Origin of the sequence: Actinoallomurus purpureus, from assembly GCF_024055795.1 — a bacterium.
GTDB classification, from domain to species: domain Bacteria; phylum Actinomycetota; class Actinomycetes; order Streptosporangiales; family Streptosporangiaceae; genus Actinoallomurus; species Actinoallomurus purpureus.
The window spans coordinates 16,096-33,002 of the sequence record NZ_JAMXMY010000016.1; the positions used below are offsets into that span (position 1 = coordinate 16,096).

The window sequence follows — 16,907 nt, forward strand, 5'->3', positions numbered from 1 at the left end:
CCATAGGTACCGGACCCGTACGACGGTGGCCATCAGCGGGGTCGGCGTTCCGCGCTAAGCCCGTTCGGCGAGGGCGTGGCCGATCTCCCGGGTCGCCGGATAAAGCCGCAGATAAAGCGCGTAGAGGTCGTCGTAGCGGGGCCGTACGCGCGGGTCCGGCGTGATCCGTTCGCGCACGGGGTTCCAGGCGTCGATGGACGGGTCGGCGACGGCGCTCGCGGCGAGGAACGCGGCGCCGTAGCAGGCGCCGATCGTGACGGTCCTGATCTCCTGCTCCAGCCCGGTGACGTCGGAGACGACGCGGGTCCACAGGCCGCCGCGCGTGCCGCCGCCGACGGCGACGATCCGGCGGACGTCCCCACCGGCGGCGCGCATCGTCTCCACGTTGTGGCGGACGCCGAAGGCGGTCGCCTCCAGGGCGGCGCGGTACAGATCGCCCCGCGTGTGCTCGACGGTCAGTCCCGCGATCACCCCGCGCGCGTGGGGGTCGGCGATCGGGGTCCGCTCACCGGCGAAGTACGGCAGCATCAGCAGTCCGCGCGCTCCAGGACCGGACTCCTTCGCCTCGGCCAGGAGCGCCGCGTGGTCCGGGGAGCCGAACAGGTCCCGCAGCCACTCGGTGATCATCCCGGAGGTCGCCATGCCGCCGGCGAGGTTGCGGGTGCCCGGCAGCGCGCCGACGGTGCTCCACAGCTCGGGGACGAGCAGCCGGTCGGGCACGGTGTTGATGAGGAACATCGTGCTGCCGTACATCAGCATGAGGTCGCCGGTGCCCTGCGCGCCGACGCTGAGGGCCTCCGACCAGGCGTCGATCGTGCCGGTGATGACCGGGACGCCGGCCGGCAGACCGGTGACGGCGGCGGCGTCGGCGGTGACGCGCCCGGCGATCTCACCGGGCCAGCGCAGCGGCGGCAGGTCGATCCCCGGGGCGACGTATTCCGCCCACGGGCGGTACCACTGCCGGGCGACGGAGTCGTACAGCGGCACGGCCTGGCTCGCCGAGTGGTGGTCGAGGACGTACGCGCCGGTGAGCCGGTCGGCCAGGTACGACGCCGGCATGTACAGCCGGCGCGCCCGCGCCGCGACGTCCGGTTCGTGCTCGGCGACCCAGGCGATCTTCGGACCGACCGCCTGGGTGGACAGGAGGGAACCGCAGCGGCGCAGGACTTCCTCGCGGCCCAGTTCGGCGTCGAGGCGGGCGATCTGCTCGGTGGCACGGGTGTCCACGCCGTACAGGATGGCCGGGCGCAGCGGCGTGCCCGCCTCGTCGGTCAGGAGGACGCATGGGCCCATGCCGCTGACGCCGACGGCCGTGACCGGGTCTCCCGCGCCGGCCAGCTCGCGGGCGATCGCGACGAACTCGTCCCACCAGATCCAGGCGTCCATCTCGACATGCCCGGAACGCGGGCGATCCACCGCGTGCGGGCGGACCGCGGTGGCGAGCACGGTCCCGTCCTCGCCCACCAGCACGCCCTTGGTGCTCGACGTGCCGACGTCGACCCCCAGGTACGTCATGCGGTCATGTCTCCGCACAGGTGGTCCTCGTAGGGCGGCGCCACGACCGTGGCACGGCCGATGTCCAGCCGGGGGCGGGCACCGGCGATGGACGGCCGGGACCAGGCGATCTCACCGGATCTGCTCACGCCCCTGATCGTGCCACGGCCGGCGCCTCGTCGACGCGGGCAGAAGGCTTGGCGAAGGCGGATGCGGGACCGCGGTCTGCGCCGATCCGCCCCGTTTCGCGACCGCGATCACCGAGCGTTCCGCACGCCAGCACCGCGACGCGCTCGTTAGGAAAGGGAAAGGGTGTCGACCGACAGCTGCCAGAGCCGCTCGGCCGCCTCGGGGTCGAGGGCGTACGCAGCGACGCCGCGGCGGGTGCCCGGCCGGTTCGGCTCGGCCTGCTGGCAGTCCTCGAAGTATCGCCCGCCGACGCCGTCGAGCAGGGGTGACGTCGCGACCAGGACGGACGTGGCGGCGCCCTGTTCCGGCGTCTTCCAGGCCGGGCCTTCTCCCCCCATCTGGGCCCGCAGCCGGTCGAGCTCCTCCTCGGTGATGTGTCGCTGCAGGTTCGTCGGGATCGCGCCGGGCATCAGGGCGTTGACGGTGATGCCGTCGTCCGCCCAGCGCTTCGTCGCCTCGACGGCGAACAGCACGTTGGCCGTCTTCGACTGGCCGTAGGCGGCCCACGGGTCGTACGGGCGCTGCCGGAAGTGGACGTCCTCGAACACCACGGGCGAGCGCAGGTGCGCGGAGGAGCTGACCGACACGACCCGGGCTCCCCCGGCCGTGGCCAGCGCCCGGTGCAGTCCCGTGGCGAGCGCGGAGTGACCAAGGTGGTTGGTCGCGAACTGCAGCTCCCACCCCTCCGGCGTCCGCGTCTCGGGCGACGCCATCACGCCCGCGTTGTTGACGAGAATGTGCAGCGGTCCGTCCCAGGCGGCGACGAACGACGCGACGGAGGCCTGGTCGGCCAGGTCCAGCGGGGCGACGAGGACCTGCTTGTTGCCGGTGGTCGTGATGACGTCCTCGGCGGTGCGCCGCCCAGCCTCTTCGTTGCGTACGGCAAGGGTCACCTCCGCCCCGGCGCCGGCGAGCGCTCGGGCGGTCTCGACACCGATGCCGGACGCCCCGCCGGTCACGATGGCGCGGCGGCCGGTGAGGTCGATGCCGTCCACGACCTCGGCGGCCGTGGAGTCGACGTTGAACGGTGTGGTGATGCGGGTGCTCATGGTCTCCGCTGTCTCCCCTCGGCGATCCGGAGGGGCCGCTCCGGTAAGATCAAAACCGGAGGACCCTCCGATACAGTGGAGACTAAGTGGAGCCTCCTCCGGTTTGCAAATCGACCACCGAACCCGGACAGTCGGCTGGTCACCCGAACGGACCGACGAGGAGGAGCCGTGCCGGCCACCGGCCCCCGCCCTCTGCGCGCCGACGCCCGCCGCAACCGCGAGCGGCTGCTCGAGGCCGCGGTGCGCGCGTTCGCCGCAGAAGGAGCGGATGCCACGCTCGACGCAATCGCCAAGGACGCGGGTGTCGGCATCGGAACGCTGTACCGCCACTTCCCCACCCGCGAGGCGCTCATCGAGGCCGCCTACCGGAACGAGCTCGCCCGGCTGTGCGACGCCGTGCCGGACCTGCTGCGGACCCTGCCGCCGGACGAGGCGACCCGCGCCTGGATGGACCGCTTCATCGACTACATGGCGACCAAGAACCACATGGGGGACGCACTGCGCGCGGTCATCGCCTCCGGCGGGGACCCGTTCGCGCAGAGCCGCGACCGACTGTCCGACGCGATCACGACGATGCTCCAGGCGGGCGCGGCCGACGGGTCCCTGCGCTCGAACGTCGACCCGCTCGACGTCCTCATGAGCCTCGCCGGGGCGTCCTTCGCCGCCGGAGAGCCGGAGCACCGTGAGCGCGTCGGCCGCATGCTCGACCTGCTGGTGGACGGCCTCCGCTACCGCCGACAGCATCCGTGATCATCGAGGGTGATGACACCGCTCGGTACTAATTCTCTGGACGATCACGAACGCGAAGATTGAGTACTTGTGCTCATGCGTCGCGATGTCGTTTCGTCGACGGTGTCAGCATGAGCACTCCGGTTCAGCCCACCACCACCCATGCGTTCTTCGTTCAGTCGGCGATCTCCTTCGGCGCCTCGCTGGCGGCCTGCGCGGTCGGCATCGTTTATCTGCCCGTGAACGGCTGGGTCCGAGGCTTTCTCGGCGTCAGCCTCCTGTACGTGGTCACCTCGGCGTTCACTCTCGCCAAGTGCGTTCGCGATCGGCACGAGATGACGAGCGTCGCCGGCCGGGTCGACCAGGCCCGCATCGACAAGTTGCTCGCCGAACACGACCCGTTCACCACCTGATCAACGATCCTCGGCGGTGGCCTCCGCGTGACCGCGCAGGCCGCCGAAGGCTTCCCTCCGCCGCACGGAGACGGTAATGTGAGTTACCTACCGTTCGGTCAGTAAATGGCGAGCGACTGGCTTGGAGGCCGGCCCGATGACCGTACTGAGCAGCTACGTCGGCGGCGGATGGCAGCGACCTGCGGGCGACGGCGTGCCCCTGCACGACGCCGCGACCGGCGAGGAGATCGCCCGCGTCTCCACCGCGGGGATCGACCTGGCCGCCGCCCTGGATTACGGCCGCCGCGTCGGCGGCCCCGCGCTGCGCGCGCTGACCTTTCACCAGCGCGCGGCCCTGCTGAAGGCCCTGGCCTCGCACCTGCGCGAGCACCGCGAAGAGCTGTACGCGCTGTCGGCCCGGACGGGCGCCACGCTGAACGACTCGCGCTTCGACGTGGACGGCGGCATCGGCGTGCTGTTCGCGTACGCGAGCCGGGGCCGCCGCGAGCTGCCCGACGACACGGTGTACGTCGACGGGCCGGTCGAGCCGCTCGGCAAGGGCGGCACGTTCGTCGGCCAGCACGTCTGCACTCCGCTGCTCGGCGTCGCGATCCAGATCAACGCCTTCAACTTCCCGGTGTGGGGGCCGCTGGAGAAGCTCGCCCCCGCCTTCCTCGCGGGCATGCCGAGCCTGATCAAGCCCGCCGAGCAGACCGCGTACCTCACCGAGCGGCTGGTCCGGCTGATCGTCGACTCCGGGCTGCTGCCGGAGGGCACCGTCCAGCTCGTCTGCGGCCCGCCCGGCGACCTGCTCGACCACGTGACCGGCCAGGACCTGGTGGCCTTCACCGGGTCGGCCGCCACCGCCCGCAAGCTCCGCGCGCACCCGGCGATCGTCCGCGAGGCGGCGCGGTTCACCGCCGAGGCCGACTCGCTCAACTGCTCGATCCTGGGGCCGGACGCCGGGCCGGGCACGCCGGAGTTCGACCTGTACGTGAAGCAGCTCGTCACCGAGATGACCGTGAAGGCCGGGCAGAAGTGCACCGCCATCCGGCGGGCGCTCGTCCCGGCCGAGCTGATGGACGACGTCGCGGCGGCGGTGTGCGACCGGCTCGCGAAGGTCACCGTCGGCGACCCGTCCCGCGAGGACGTGCGCATGGGGGCCCTCGCCGGCCTTGACCAGCGCGAGGAGGTGCGCCGGGCGGTCAAGGCCCTGCGCGGCGCGGCGCGGCTGATCTTCGGCGACCCCGACCACGTCGAGCCGGTCGGCGCCGACGCCGACCGAGGCGCCTTCGTCTCCCCGATGCTGCTGCGCTGCGACGATCCCGACCGCGCCGAGCCGCACGAGGTCGAGGCGTTCGGGCCGGTGTCCACGCTCCTGCCGTACACCTCGACCGAGCAGGCGATCGAGCTGGCCGCGCGCGGCCGGGGCAGCCTCACCGGGTCCGTCGTCACCGCCGACACCGGCTTCGCCCGGGAGGTCGTCATCGGTCTCGCGCCGTGGCACGGCCGGCTGCTCGTCCTCGACCGCGACGACGCGAAGGAGTCCACCGGGCACGGCTCGCCGCTGCCCAACCTCGTGCACGGCGGCCCGGGGCGCGCGGGCGGCGGCGAGGAGATGGGCGGCCTGCGCGGCGTGCTGCACCACATGCAGCGCACCGCCGTCCAGGGCACCCCGGCGACGCTGAGCGCGGTGACCGGCCGCTGGGTCCCCGGTGCCGCGAGGCGCACGCACGTCTCCGGCACCGGCGAGGGCGTGCACCCGTTCCGCAAGTCCCTCGCCGAGTTGCGGGTGGGCGACGCGGTGACGGCCGGGCCCCGTACGGTCACGCTGGAGGACATCGACCACTTCGCGGATTTCACCGGCGACACGTTCTACGCCCACACCGACGAGGAGGCCGCCAAGGCCAACCCGCTGTTCGGCGGCATCGTCGCCCACGGCTACCTCGTCGTGTCGCTGGCCGCCGGGCTGTTCGTCGCTCCCGAGCCGGGGCCGGTCCTCGCCAACTACGGCCTGGAGAACCTCCGGTTCCTCACCCCGGTCAAGCCCGGCGACGAGCTGACCGTGACGCTGACCGCCAAGCAGATCACGCCGCGCGCGAACGCCGGTTACGGCGAGGTGCGCTGGGACGCCGACGTCACCAACCAGACCGGGGAGTCGGTGGCCAAGTACGACGTGCTCACCCTCGTCGCGAAGGAGAAGACGTCATGACCGAGCGAAGCGAGGGAATCAATAAGCACAGCACCTCTGGTCACTCCTCCGACGAAGGAGGACTCATGACCGCCGTCGCCGAGACCGACCTCGCGCGGCACTTCGAGCACACCATCGAGCGGGACCAGCGCATCGAGCCCCGCGACTGGATGCCCGAGGCCTACCGGGCCACGATGATCCGCCAGATCGCACAGCACGCGCACTCGGAGATCATCGGCATGCAGCCGGAGGGCGACTGGATCACCCGCGCGCCGTCCCTGCGGCGCAAGGCGATCCTCCTCGCCAAGGTGCAGGACGAGGCGGGCCACGGCCTGTACCTCTACTCCGCCGCCGAGACCCTCGGTGTCGACCGGGCCGACCTCACCACCCGGCTGATCGAGCGGCGGCAGAAGTACTCCTCGATCTTCAACTATCCGACGCCGGCGTACGCCGACGTCGGCGTGATCGGCTGGCTGGTCGACGGGGCGGCGATCTGCAACCAGGTGCCGCTGTGCCGCAGCTCGTACGGGCCGTACGCCCGCGCGATGATCCGCATCTGCAAGGAGGAGTCGTTCCATCAGCGGCAGGGTTACGAGTTGCTGATGACGATGATGCGCGGCACCGACGCCCAGCGGGCGATGGTCCAGGACGCCGTGGACCGCTGGTGGTGGCCGAGCCTGATGATGTTCGGCCCGCCCGACCAGGACTCGCCGAACACCGCGCGGTCGATGGCCTGGAAGGTCAAGCGCCACACGAACGACGAGCTGCGCCAGCGGTTCGTCGACATGACGGTGCCGCAGGCCGAGGCGCTGGGCGTCACGCTGCCCGACCCGGACCTGCGGTGGAACCCCGAGCGCGGCCACCACGACTTCGGCCCGATCGACTGGGACGAGTTCAAGCGGGTGCTGCGCGGCGACGGCCCGTGCAACGCCGAGCGCATCGACCGGCGCCGCCGCGCCCACGAGGAGGGCGCGTGGGTCCGCGAGGCCGCCGCGGCCCACGCCGCCAAACGGAGGACTCCATGAGCGGGCGCGCGTCGTCTGGACTGAGGAGCGCCGGGAGCGAAGCGACCAGAGCGACGAGGGAAGACGACGCGTTGGGTGCCCGCTCACCGCGAGCGAAGGGAGCGCGACGAGCATGAACGATCTCTATGAGGTGTTCGTGCGCGGGAAGCGCGGGCTCAACCACGTGCACGTCGGGTCGTTGCACGCCTCCGACGACGAGATGGCGCTGCGCAACGCGCGGGACCTCTACACCCGCCGCAACGAGGGCGTGAGCATCTGGGTGGTCAAGGCGTCGCACATCACGGCGTCCAGCCCGGACGAGAAGGATCCGTTCTTCGCCCCCTCGGCGGACAAGGTCTACCGGCACCCGACCTTCTACGACATCCCCGACGACGTGCCGCACATGTGATCGGAGCGTCATGTCCTTCGACAACGTCTACGAGGCCCTGACCGGGGACGGCGACGCGCGCTGGGCGTTCGGCACGGGGTTCACCGACCCGCTGGCCGGCGTCGAGACCGCGGTTCCGCCGGGCGTCGACCGCGCCGACCTGACCGCCTACTGCCTCATGCTCGGCGACGACGCCCTGGTCATGTCCCACCGGCTGCAGGAGTGGTGCACGAACGCGCCCGACCTGGAGGAGGAGGTGGCCCTGGCCAACATCGCACTGGACCTCCTCGGCCAGGCGCGGCTGCTGTACGCCCGGGCGGGTCACGCCGACGGCACCGGCCGGGGCGAGGACCACTACGCGTTCTTCCGTGGCGAGGAGGAGTTCGCCGGCGTCCGCCTCGTCGAGACCCCGCGCGGCGACTTCGGCGACCTGATCGCGAAGCTGCTGGTCTTCTCCACCTGGCGGCTCGCCCTGCTGCAGCGGCTGATCCCCTCCCGCGACCCCGTTCTCGCGGCCATCGCCGCCAAGGGGGTCAAGGAGGTCGCCTACCACCGCGACCACGCCGCGCGGTGGACCGTACGTCTCGGTGACGGCACCGACGAGTCGCACCGGCGGATGCAGGCGGGACTCGACCGGATCTGGCCGCTGGTCGCCGAGCTGTTCACCCCGCACGAGGCCGAGGTGCGTTCGGCCCGCTCGGGCGTCGGCGCGGACCCGGCCGACCTGCGCGCGGAGTTCGACGCCGTCCTGGACCAGGTGCTCACGGCGGCGACGCTGCGCCGCCCCGACGTGCCGCCGGACCCGGGCGGACGACGAGGCCTGCACACCGGCGCCCTCGGGCTGCTGCTCGCCGAGCTGCAGAGCGTGGCCCGCGCTCACCCGGAGGCGACGTGGTGACCGCGGTGACGGACGCGCGGGCGGTGGCCGAGACGGTCACCGACCCCGAGCTGCCGATCCTCACGCTCGCGGACCTGGGCGTGCTGCGCGACGTGGCCGAGGAGGACGGCCGGGTCGTCGTGGCCATCACCCCGACGTACTCCGGGTGCCCCGCGATGGACGCCATGCGCGCCGACCTGGTCCGCGCGCTGCGGGCCGCCGGTCACGACGAGGTCGAGGTGCGCACCGTGCTGCACCCGCCGTGGAGCACCGACTGGATCAGCGCGGAGGGCCGCCGGAAACTCGCCGATGCGGGCATCTCCCCTCCCGGCGCCGCACCGCGGCGTGCGCGAGGGCCGATCCCGCTCGCCCTCGGCCCGACCGTGCGCACGGTCCGGTGCCCGCGCTGCGGCTCCGCCGACACCGAGGAGACCTCGGCGTTCGGCCCCACCGCCTGCCGGGCGCTGCACCGGTGCCGCGCCTGTCTCGAACCCTTCGAGCACGTCAAGGAGATCTGAGGTGACCGTGAGCACACCGGCGCCCGCGCGGGCACGCCGCGGGTTCCACCGCCTGAAGGTCGCCTCGGTGGAACGGCTGTGCGCCGACGCGGTGGCGGTGACGTTCGACGTCCCCCCGGAGCTCGCCGACGTCTACGCCTTCCGCGCGGGCCAGTCGCTGACGCTGCGCCGTACGGTCGGCGGCCGGGAGGAGCGGCGGTCGTACTCCGTCTGCGTGCCGGAGGGCGCCGCCCCGCGCATCGGCGTCCGGGAGGTGCCCGACGGCCTGTTCTCCTCCTGGCTGGTGCGGCACGTGCGTGCCGGTGACGAGATCGAGGTCGGCCCGCCCACCGGCGGGTTCACCCCCGGCGACGAGACGGCGGGCCACCACGTGTTCGTCGCGGCCGGGTCCGGGATCACGCCGGTCCTCTCGATCGCAGCCACGGTCCTGCGCGACCCGGCGGCCACCGCCACGCTGCTGTACGCGAACCGCCGGACCGACACCGTGATGTTCGCCGACGACGTGGCGGACCTGAAGGACCGCCACCTCGACCGGCTCGAACTGGTCCACGTCCTGTCCCGCGAACCCCTCGAAGCCGAGCTGTTCACCGGGCGGCTGGACGCGGCGAAGCTCACCGCGCTGTTCGCGTTGCTCCCGTCTCTCGATGACGTGGTGCACTGGTGGCTGTGCGGGCCGTACGCCATGGTCGAGGACCTGCGGGCCGTGCTCGACCGGGCGGGCGTCCCGATGGATCGGGTGCACCGGGAGCTGTTCTTCGTCGAGGACGTCCCGCCCGCCCCGGTCCGCCACGAGGAGGCCCCGCCCGACGGCGCGACCAGCGAGGTGACGCTGCTCCTCGACGGGCGTTCCACCACGGCCGCCGTGCCACGCGATACGCCGCTGCTGGACGCGATGCAGCGGGTCCGGCCCGACCTGCCGTTCGCCTGCAAGGGCGGTGTCTGCGGCACCTGCCGGGCCAAGGTGACCGACGGCAAGGTCCACATGCGGCGCAACTTCGCCCTGGAGGAGTCCGAGGTCGACGCCGGATTCGTGCTCACCTGCCAGTCCACGCCGCTGTCGGAGCGGGTCGGCCTCGACTACGACGCCTAGATGCGCTCGCCCTGCTTCAGGGCGTACGGCGGTGGACGGCCTATGGTCCCTCGGCCGGGGAGTCGGGGGCGGGGCCCGGCCGGTGAACGGGGCCGTGGGAGTCGTCGCAGTGCTCGTCCGGCCGCAAGCCGATCGACAACAGCGGGTCGGGGTTGTGGTCGACCTGAAGCGTCGTGTGGGTGATCTGGTACGACTCCGCCAGGACCGCCTCCAGGTCGGCGCGTACGGCGTGGCAGTCCTTCCCCGGCGCGACCAGGATGTGCGCGGACGCCGCGGGCATGCCGGACGTGATCTGCCAGACGTGCAGGTCGTGCACCTCCGTGACGTACGGGCGGGCGGCCAGGGCCTGGCCGACCTCTTCCGGTGACAGGCCGGCGGGGGCCGCCTCGAGGAAGATCCGCCCGGACTCGCGGACCAGCCCGACCCCTGCCTTGACCATCAGGACGACCACGACCAGGGAGGCGATGGCGTCCGCGCGGGCGAACCCGGTGAGCACCATGATCAGACCGGCCACCGCCGTGGCGATGAAGGCGTACAGGTCGGTGAGGATGTGCTGGAAGGCACCTTCGATGTTGAGGCTGGTGCGGTTGGCCTTGGAGATCATCCAGGCGGCCGCGACGTTGACGACGATGCCGACGAGCGCGGTGGCCAGCACCAGTCCGCCTGTCACCTGCGGCGGGCTGACCAGCCGGCGGATCGCCTCGTAGGCGAGCCACGCCGACAGCAGGAGGAGCGAGAGCCCGTTGGCCTGGGCGGACAGGATCTCGGCGCGCTTGAGACCGTAGGTGAAGCCGCCCGTGGGGGGCTTGGCGGCCAGCCGCATGGCCACGAGCGCCAGCACGATGGAGGCGGCGTCGGTGAGCATGTGCGCCGCGTCGGAGATCAGCGCCAGGGAGTGCGCCAGCACGCCGACGACGACCTCGCCCGCCATGTACGCGACGATCAGGCCGAGCGCCCCGCTCAGCCAGCGCGAGTCGGCGTCCTCACTGACACCGTGGGCGTGCCCCTCGTGACCGTGAGCGGCCTGCCCGGAGCCGTCGGGACCGCCGGCGTGCGCGTCATGGGCCCTCATGTCACGTCTTCCTCGGTCAGGTGGCGTTCGGGATGGGCGGCGGCCGGGGCGTGGCCGATGTGGGTGAGCGCGATGTCCAGCAGCAGACGCACGTGCGCGTCCGCGAGCCGGTAGTACGCCATCCGCCCGGCCCGGCGCACCTGGACGACCCGGTGGGCGCGCAGCAACCGCAGGTGGTGGGAGACGGCCGACTCGCTGGCCCCGGCGACGGCGGCCAGGTCGCACACGCACATCTCGCCTTCGAGCAGCGCGACGAGCACCTTCAGGCGGCCCGGATCGGCGAGCAGCCCGAACACGTCGGCGGCCTCGGCGACATCGCCCTCCGGGGGCATGGACGCTCTGACGGTGGCGACCCGGTCCGCGTCGACCACTCGCAGCGCGCACGCCTCGATGCCGACGACCACCCGATCGTCTGAACGATTGCTCATACGTCGCTACTTTACGTTCCACGTCCTGCGACGCCAAGCCACCCCCCTCGCGTAGCACTACCGGGCGGGCATCCGTTTGATGGCGATCACCGCGACGTCGTCGTCCAGACTTCCGTCGACGTACGCGCGGAGGTCCTCGTGGAGGCGCTCGACGAGAGGCGCCGGGTCGTCCTCCCGCCAGGAGGCGAGGCGTTCGGCGAGGGGGTAGAAGGTGCCGGTGGCGTCGCGGGCCTCGATCACGCCGTCGGTGTACAGGAGCAGGAGATCACCGGGATGGAAGGGGAACGCGTCGACGTCATTCTCGTCCGGGGACAGTTCCCCCAGGCCGAGCGGCGGCGCGGGCGTGCCGGCCCGCAGTTCCGTGACGCCGCCACCGGGCGTCAGCAGCAGAGGCGGCGGGTGCCCGCGGTTCGCGACGCGCACCCGCGGCTCTTCGTCGGGGATGTCGAGCACGGCGGCGGTGACGAACCCCTCCCCCTCCCCCGGCCCCGGGTCACCGTCGCCGGTCCGGGCGGGTTCGGCCTCCGCGGCGCCGTCGAGGAAGGACAGCAGATCGGGGAGCGCGGACCGCAGGTGCGCGGCCGCCCGGAACGCCCCGACCACCAGGGCGGACGTGTCGACGGCGGCCAGGCCCTTCCCCCGGACGTCACCGATGATCAGCCGGGTGCCGCCGGCGATGCGCGCCGCGCCGAACAGGTCGCCGCCGACCTTCGCCTCCTGCTCGGCGGTCAGGTACAGCGACGCGATGCACAGCGGCCCGATCCGCTCGGGGAGGGGACGCATCAGCGCGCGCTGCGCCGTCTCGGCGACCGACCGGGCCGCCTTCAGCTCCCGCCGGTGCCGCTGCCGTACGGCGGTGAAGAACACGATCAGGCCCGAGATCAGCACCAGCGAGGAGAGCTGCGTCTCGAACTCCGCCACCCCGCTCCACCGGTCGAACGCGCCGGTGAGCACCTCGGCGGCGACGGCCACCAGGCCGATCAGCGCGACCGACCCGGGGCCGGCGAAGGACGCCGTGATCGCCGGTGCCACGATCAGCAACGGCCCCAGGTGGATCCGGGGCCCGTTGAGGACGTCGGCCGCCACGATCACCGCGATCAGCGCCAGCGGGAGCACCACCAGCGCGCGCCCCTGCCGCCATGACCGTGACCGGACCGATCGGTGCTTTCCGAACCGCCGCACGATCCCTGCGTACCCGCTGGTCAGCGGCAGTCACCCGGCGGCGGCGCTACGTTCGGGCGACGGCGTGGGCCTCGGCCCGCCGCTCCGGGGTGCGGACGTGCTCCGGCAGCAGGCCGAACACCATGACCCGGGCCACGACCTGGGACAGCAGCCGCCTGCCGCGCGGGCCGTCGGCGATCCGGGGCAGGCGTGGCTCGGCGTTCGCCAGCGCCCGGTCGATGACGTGACGCTGGATGATCTGCTGCACCGCCTGCGTGCCGATCGTCGGGACGGCCCGGCGTCGCTGGACGCGGCGCACCAGGTCCGGGTTGAACGTCCGGTCGAACCTCGCGGGGTCTGCCTGCGCGCGGTACAGCGGCTCGGCCAGCAGGTTGGCCGTTGCCACGGCGTCCTGGACGGCGAGGTTGATGCCGACCCCGCCGATCGGCGACATCGTGTGGGCGGCGTCCCCGATGGCGAGCAGGCCCGGCCGGTCCCAGCGGTGGAGCCGGTTCATGCCGACTTCGAGGAAGGCGGCCTTGTCCCAGTCGTCGATCTCGCCGACCCGGTCGGCCAGGGACGGCATCAGCCGCGCGAGCCGGTCCCGCAGGTCCTCCAGGCCCCGGGCGCGGACCTGCTCGTACGATCCTTTGGGGATGAGGAAGGCGATCTGCCAGTAGTCACCCCGGTCGATCATCGCCGCCATCTCCCCCTGGCCGATGACGCCGCCGAGACCGCTCGGGTCGCCGGGCCGACGGGAGATCCGCAGCCACAGGACGTCCATCGGCGCGCCGAGTTCGGTGGGGACCATGCCGGCGGCACGGCGCAGATCGGACCGGCGGCCGTCCGCGGCGACCGTGAGCACCGCGCGCAGGTCGTGCTCGCCCGTGGCGTCCCGGTAGCGCAGTCCTCGCACCGCGCCGTCCTCCTCGATCGGCCCGAGGACCTCGGACTCCATCAGCAGCTGGAACGTCGGATAGCGCTGCGCGTGGCCGACCAGCAGGGTCAGGAAGTCCCACTGCGGGATCATCGCGATGTGGCGGTACTCCCACCGGGTGAACCGGTCGAGGTCCACGTCGATCACCGGCCGGGTCCGCGTCGCCATCCGCACACGGGTCAGGTTCTGGTGCGGGATGGCCTCCAGCCTCTCGACCAGCCCCAGCTCGTCCATCAGCCGCAGTGTGGACGGGTGCACCGTGTCACCGCGGAAGTCGCGCAGGAAGTCGCCGTGCTTCTCCAGCACCGTCGTGTGCACCCCGGCGCGGGCCAGGAGAAGGCCGAGCATGATCCCGGCGGGACCGCCGCCCGAGATGGCGCAGGTCGTGGTCTGGGCTTCCGGCATCGCAGGACCCCTGTCCTCGATCGGCAACGGTGGCGCACGAACAACGACGCCCTGCCCATACCCGGGGGGCCGCCGGCGAATCCACCCGCTCACCGCCCAGACCCACTGCCCGCAGCCGGGGCAGAGATCGGATGCCCAGGGACGGCAGTGATCGCGGGTTGTCGAAAAATGGCTGCTCAGCAGCGATGCCCCGGCGTGGTGGAAACGCGGCCGCCGACCGTCCCGGCCGGTCGGCGCGCCACCGGGACGACCGCGACGACGGTCGCCCTGTCCTGGACCGCTCCCCGCTCCGTGGCCGGATACGGACACGTGCTGTCACGCAGCGAGATGACCTCCGTACGATGCGTTCATGTGGTCCCCTTCGCCGTTGGTCGGTCGTGGGGAACATCTCGACAGGGTGCGATCACTACTGACGGGCCAGGCCGCCCGTGGAGTGGTCATCGCGGGTGCGCCCGGAGTGGGAAAGACGCGCCTGGCCGCCGAGGCGATCGCCGAGCTCGATCCGGCGCGGTTCACGGTGGCGCGGGTGCAGGCGACCCTCGCCGCCGCCACCCTCCCCTACGGCTCGTTCGCGCACCTGCTGCCCGCCGGGTCCGTCTCCGGGGGCCGCGCCGACGGTGCGGGCTGGGCGGCCGACGCGCTGCTGGCCCGGCGCGGCCGGGGCACGCTGGTCGTGGCCATCGACGACGCGCACTGGCTCGACCGCGCGTCCGCGGCGCTCGTACGCGACATCGTCGCCCGGGGTGACGCACGGCTCCTCGCCACCATCCGCGCCGGCCAGGACGTCCCCGCTCACGTCCGGCGGCTGTGGCGGGACGACCTCGTGCCGCGGCTGGAGCTCGGGCCGCTGTCGGAGCGGGAGACCGCGCGGATGCTGGCGGACTCGGTCCGCGGCCAGGTCGAGGCGGCGACCGCGCGGCGCCTGTGGCGGATCACCGAGGGCAATCCCCTGTTCCTGCGCGAGCTGGTGCTCGCGGGCGCCCTGACCGAGAGCCGGGGGGTGTGGCGGCAGACCGGCGACCTGCCCGTCGTGCCGCGACTGTACGAACTGATCGACGGTCGGATCGGCGAGGTCGACGAGGACGAGCGGGAGGCCCTCGAGTTCGTGGCGTTCGGCGAGCCGGTCGGCGTCGACATCGTCACCGGCCTGACGTCACCGTCGGCGGTACGGCGCCTCGTCGAGCGGCAGCTCGTCACGGTGGTGGTCGACCGGCGCCGGCGGCTGGTGCGGCCGGCGCATCCGATGTACGGCGAGGTGATCCGTGGGCGGACCGGCGGCTTACGCGCGCGCAGCCGGTTGCGGCGGCTCGCGGAGGCGACCGAGGCCGCGGGGCTGCGCCGGCGCGACGACATCCTGCGCGTCGCGGTCTGGCGGCTGCACAGCGACAGCGTCGCCGACCCCGCCCCCATGATCGCGGCCTGCCGACTGGCCTGGGCCGCGCACGATGTGGACCTGGCCATCCGGTTGGGACGGGCGGCGCTGGAGGCCGGTGGTGGCCTGGAGGCGGCGGTCGCCCTGGGCGCCGTGCTGCACTTCGCCGACCGGCCCGCCGAGTCCGCAGCGGCGTTGCGCCGGGCCGCCGACCAGGCGGTCACCGACCGCGAGCGCGCGCTGGTCGCCGCGGCCCACGCCCGTGTCCTCCACGACGGCCTCCGGCAGACCACCGAGGCCTATCGCGTCCTCGACGTGGCGGTGGCCGCCGTCACCGCTCCGGAGTGGCGGCAGGAGCTTCTCGCGGCGAAGGCGACGTGCCAGGTCCTGGCCGCGCGGATCGAAGAGTCGCTGGCGCTGACGGCCCGGATACGCGCGATCGGCCCGCCGGCCCCGCGAGTGGCCGCCCAGCTCGCCGCCGTCGAGGGCCACGCGTTCGCGTGCACCGGCCGCACCGAGCGTGCGACGGCCACGGTCGACGCGGCGTTCACGGCGGCGCCGGGCTGGCGCGATGAGGTCCCGGAGATCGTCGCCGGGCTCGGTCTGGCGCGCCTGACGGCCCGCGTCTTCGCCGGCGATCTCGGCGGGGCGGAGGCGCTCGCCGACGCCGGGTACCACGCCCTCGGCGATTCCGGCGCGTGGAACATGGGCGTCGCCGTCCTCGCCGCCGTCCGCGGGCAGATCTGCCGGATGCGCGGCGAGGTGGGCGCGGCCATCCGCTGGTGCCGCGACGCCGCCGCCCGGTTCGGTGACAACCCGGCCGGGTTCCCCGGCCTGTGCTTCGGCGAGCTCGCCCACGCGCTGGCCCTCACGGGCGACGTTCCGGCCGCCGAGGAGGCCCTGGCGGAAGCGGAGCGGCGCGTGCTGGGCACCCATCTCGTCCCGGACTTCTCGGCGGTGCTGGCCCGTCCGTGGGTGACGGCCGCCCGGGGCGACGTCGGCCGGGCCGTCGAGGTGGCGCTGGAGGGCGCCGCCCAGGTGCGGGCGCTCGGCCTGACGGCGTTCGAGATGTTCGCCCTGCACGACGTCGTGCGCCTCGGCGCGGCCCACCGCGCCGCCGCCCGGCTCGCGGTCCTGGCCCGCCAGGCGGACGGTGCCCTCGCACCGCTGTTCGCGCGGCATGCCGCCACGGCGGGCGACGGTAACGGACTGGACGCCGTGTCGGAGGAGTACGAACGGCTGGGCCTCATCCTGTACGCCGCGGAGGCGGCGGCTCAGGCCGCGGCGGCGCATGAGTCCGCCGGCCGCCAGCGGGCCGCGCGGGCGGCGAGCGCCAGGGCGTGGCGCACCGCCCGCCGGTGCCAGGGCGCACGCACCCCGGCCCTGGCGGCGATGGCGACCCCGGAGGTCACCGCCCGGCAGCGCCAGATCATCCATCTCGTCGTCGCCGGATCGAGCAACCGCGACATCGCCGAGCAGCTCGGGCTCTCGGTGCGCACGGTCGAGAACCATCTGCTCAGGGCCTACGAGCGCCTCGGCGTCGGCGGTCGTGCCGAGCTCGCCGACCTCTTCGGGGCGCCGGCGCGCCGGTCGCGTACGGAGGTGTGACGG

16 protein-coding genes are annotated in these 16,907 nt (G+C 73.1%); 9 read left to right on the top strand and 7 right to left on the bottom strand.

What is annotated here, in order from left to right:
* Positions 1–54: 54 nt before the first annotated feature.
* The 3 genes from NE236_RS26810 to NE236_RS26815 all read right to left on the bottom strand — a co-directional run bounded on the left by NE236_RS26810 (position 55) and on the right by NE236_RS26815 (position 2,732).
* Positions 55–1,515, bottom strand: a complete 1,461-nt coding sequence (locus NE236_RS26810; RefSeq protein ID WP_252844919.1) for an FGGY-family carbohydrate kinase — start codon at positions 1,513–1,515, stop codon at positions 55–57.
* Positions 1,512–1,643 carry a hypothetical protein gene (locus NE236_RS43845; RefSeq protein ID WP_289850923.1) on the bottom strand — a complete coding sequence of 44 codons (132 nt, stop codon included), beginning with the start codon at positions 1,641–1,643 and terminating at the stop codon, positions 1,512–1,514. The genes NE236_RS26810 and NE236_RS43845 overlap by 4 nt, the downstream gene beginning before the upstream one ends.
* Before the next feature lie 147 nt (positions 1,644–1,790).
* Entirely contained in the window at positions 1,791–2,732 is a 942-nt protein-coding gene (locus NE236_RS26815) for an SDR family NAD(P)-dependent oxidoreductase (protein ID WP_252844920.1), read from the bottom strand.
* A gap of 168 nt (positions 2,733–2,900) precedes the next feature.
* Between NE236_RS26815 and NE236_RS26820 the strand changes: the two genes are divergently transcribed.
* The 8 genes from NE236_RS26820 to paaE all read left to right on the top strand — a co-directional run bounded on the left by NE236_RS26820 (position 2,901) and on the right by paaE (position 9,921).
* Positions 2,901–3,482 (top strand): TetR/AcrR family transcriptional regulator, encoded by a 582-nt coding sequence (locus tag NE236_RS26820; protein WP_252844921.1) that lies wholly within the window; start codon positions 2,901–2,903, stop codon positions 3,480–3,482.
* Positions 3,483–3,592: 110 nt separating this feature from the next.
* Positions 3,593–3,874, top strand: coding sequence for a YiaA/YiaB family inner membrane protein (locus tag NE236_RS26825; RefSeq protein WP_252844922.1), 282 nt, complete (start codon positions 3,593–3,595; stop codon positions 3,872–3,874).
* A gap of 136 nt (positions 3,875–4,010) precedes the next feature.
* Positions 4,011–6,065, top strand: a complete 2,055-nt coding sequence (gene paaZ, locus NE236_RS26830) for a phenylacetic acid degradation bifunctional protein PaaZ (protein WP_252844923.1) — start codon at positions 4,011–4,013, stop codon at positions 6,063–6,065.
* 65 nt (positions 6,066–6,130) lie between these two features.
* The gene (gene paaA, locus NE236_RS26835) at positions 6,131–7,069 is read left to right on the top strand and encodes a 1,2-phenylacetyl-CoA epoxidase subunit PaaA (protein WP_252845121.1); all 939 of its coding nucleotides are present in this window, start codon (positions 6,131–6,133) and stop codon (positions 7,067–7,069) included.
* A gap of 112 nt (positions 7,070–7,181) precedes the next feature.
* The gene (gene paaB, locus NE236_RS26840) at positions 7,182–7,457 is read left to right on the top strand and encodes a 1,2-phenylacetyl-CoA epoxidase subunit PaaB (RefSeq protein WP_252844924.1); all 276 of its coding nucleotides are present in this window, start codon (positions 7,182–7,184) and stop codon (positions 7,455–7,457) included.
* Between the two features lie 10 nt (positions 7,458–7,467).
* Positions 7,468–8,334 carry a 1,2-phenylacetyl-CoA epoxidase subunit PaaC gene (gene paaC / locus NE236_RS26845; protein WP_252844925.1) on the top strand — a complete coding sequence of 289 codons (867 nt, stop codon included), beginning with the start codon at positions 7,468–7,470 and terminating at the stop codon, positions 8,332–8,334.
* A complete protein-coding gene (gene paaD, locus NE236_RS26850; RefSeq protein WP_372494443.1) occupies positions 8,331–8,831 on the top strand; it encodes a 1,2-phenylacetyl-CoA epoxidase subunit PaaD in 501 nt (166 codons plus the stop codon). The genes paaC and paaD overlap by 4 nt, the downstream gene beginning before the upstream one ends.
* 1 nt (position 8,832) lies before the next feature.
* Positions 8,833–9,921: a 1,2-phenylacetyl-CoA epoxidase subunit PaaE gene (gene paaE / locus NE236_RS26855; protein ID WP_252844927.1), complete on the top strand. Its 1,089-nt coding sequence runs from the start codon at positions 8,833–8,835 to the stop codon at positions 9,919–9,921.
* A gap of 40 nt (positions 9,922–9,961) precedes the next feature.
* Here paaE and NE236_RS26860 read toward each other — a convergent pair whose 3' ends face one another.
* The 4 genes from NE236_RS26860 to NE236_RS26875 are packed head-to-tail and all read right to left on the bottom strand — an operon-like array spanning position 9,962 to position 13,924.
* Positions 9,962–10,993 carry a cation diffusion facilitator family transporter gene (locus tag NE236_RS26860; RefSeq protein WP_252844928.1) on the bottom strand — a complete coding sequence of 344 codons (1,032 nt, stop codon included), beginning with the start codon at positions 10,991–10,993 and terminating at the stop codon, positions 9,962–9,964.
* Complete coding sequence (locus tag NE236_RS26865; RefSeq protein WP_252844929.1) at positions 10,990–11,421, bottom strand: ArsR/SmtB family transcription factor; 432 nt, start codon at positions 11,419–11,421, stop codon at positions 10,990–10,992. Before NE236_RS26865 ends, NE236_RS26860 begins: the two co-directional genes overlap by 4 nt.
* A gap of 57 nt (positions 11,422–11,478) precedes the next feature.
* Positions 11,479–12,603, bottom strand: a complete 1,125-nt coding sequence (locus NE236_RS44680; RefSeq protein ID WP_252844930.1) for a PP2C family protein-serine/threonine phosphatase — start codon at positions 12,601–12,603, stop codon at positions 11,479–11,481.
* Positions 12,604–12,649: 46 nt separating this feature from the next.
* On the bottom strand, positions 12,650–13,924 hold the full coding sequence (locus NE236_RS26875; RefSeq protein ID WP_252844931.1) for an FAD-dependent oxidoreductase: 1,275 nt from the start codon (positions 13,922–13,924) through the stop codon (positions 12,650–12,652).
* 349 nt (positions 13,925–14,273) lie between these two features.
* Here NE236_RS26875 and NE236_RS26880 point away from each other — a divergent pair, with 349 nt between their 5' ends.
* Positions 14,274–16,904, top strand: a complete 2,631-nt coding sequence (locus NE236_RS26880; RefSeq protein WP_289850925.1) for a helix-turn-helix transcriptional regulator — start codon at positions 14,274–14,276, stop codon at positions 16,902–16,904.
* The last annotated feature ends 3 nt before the right edge of the window (positions 16,905–16,907 follow it).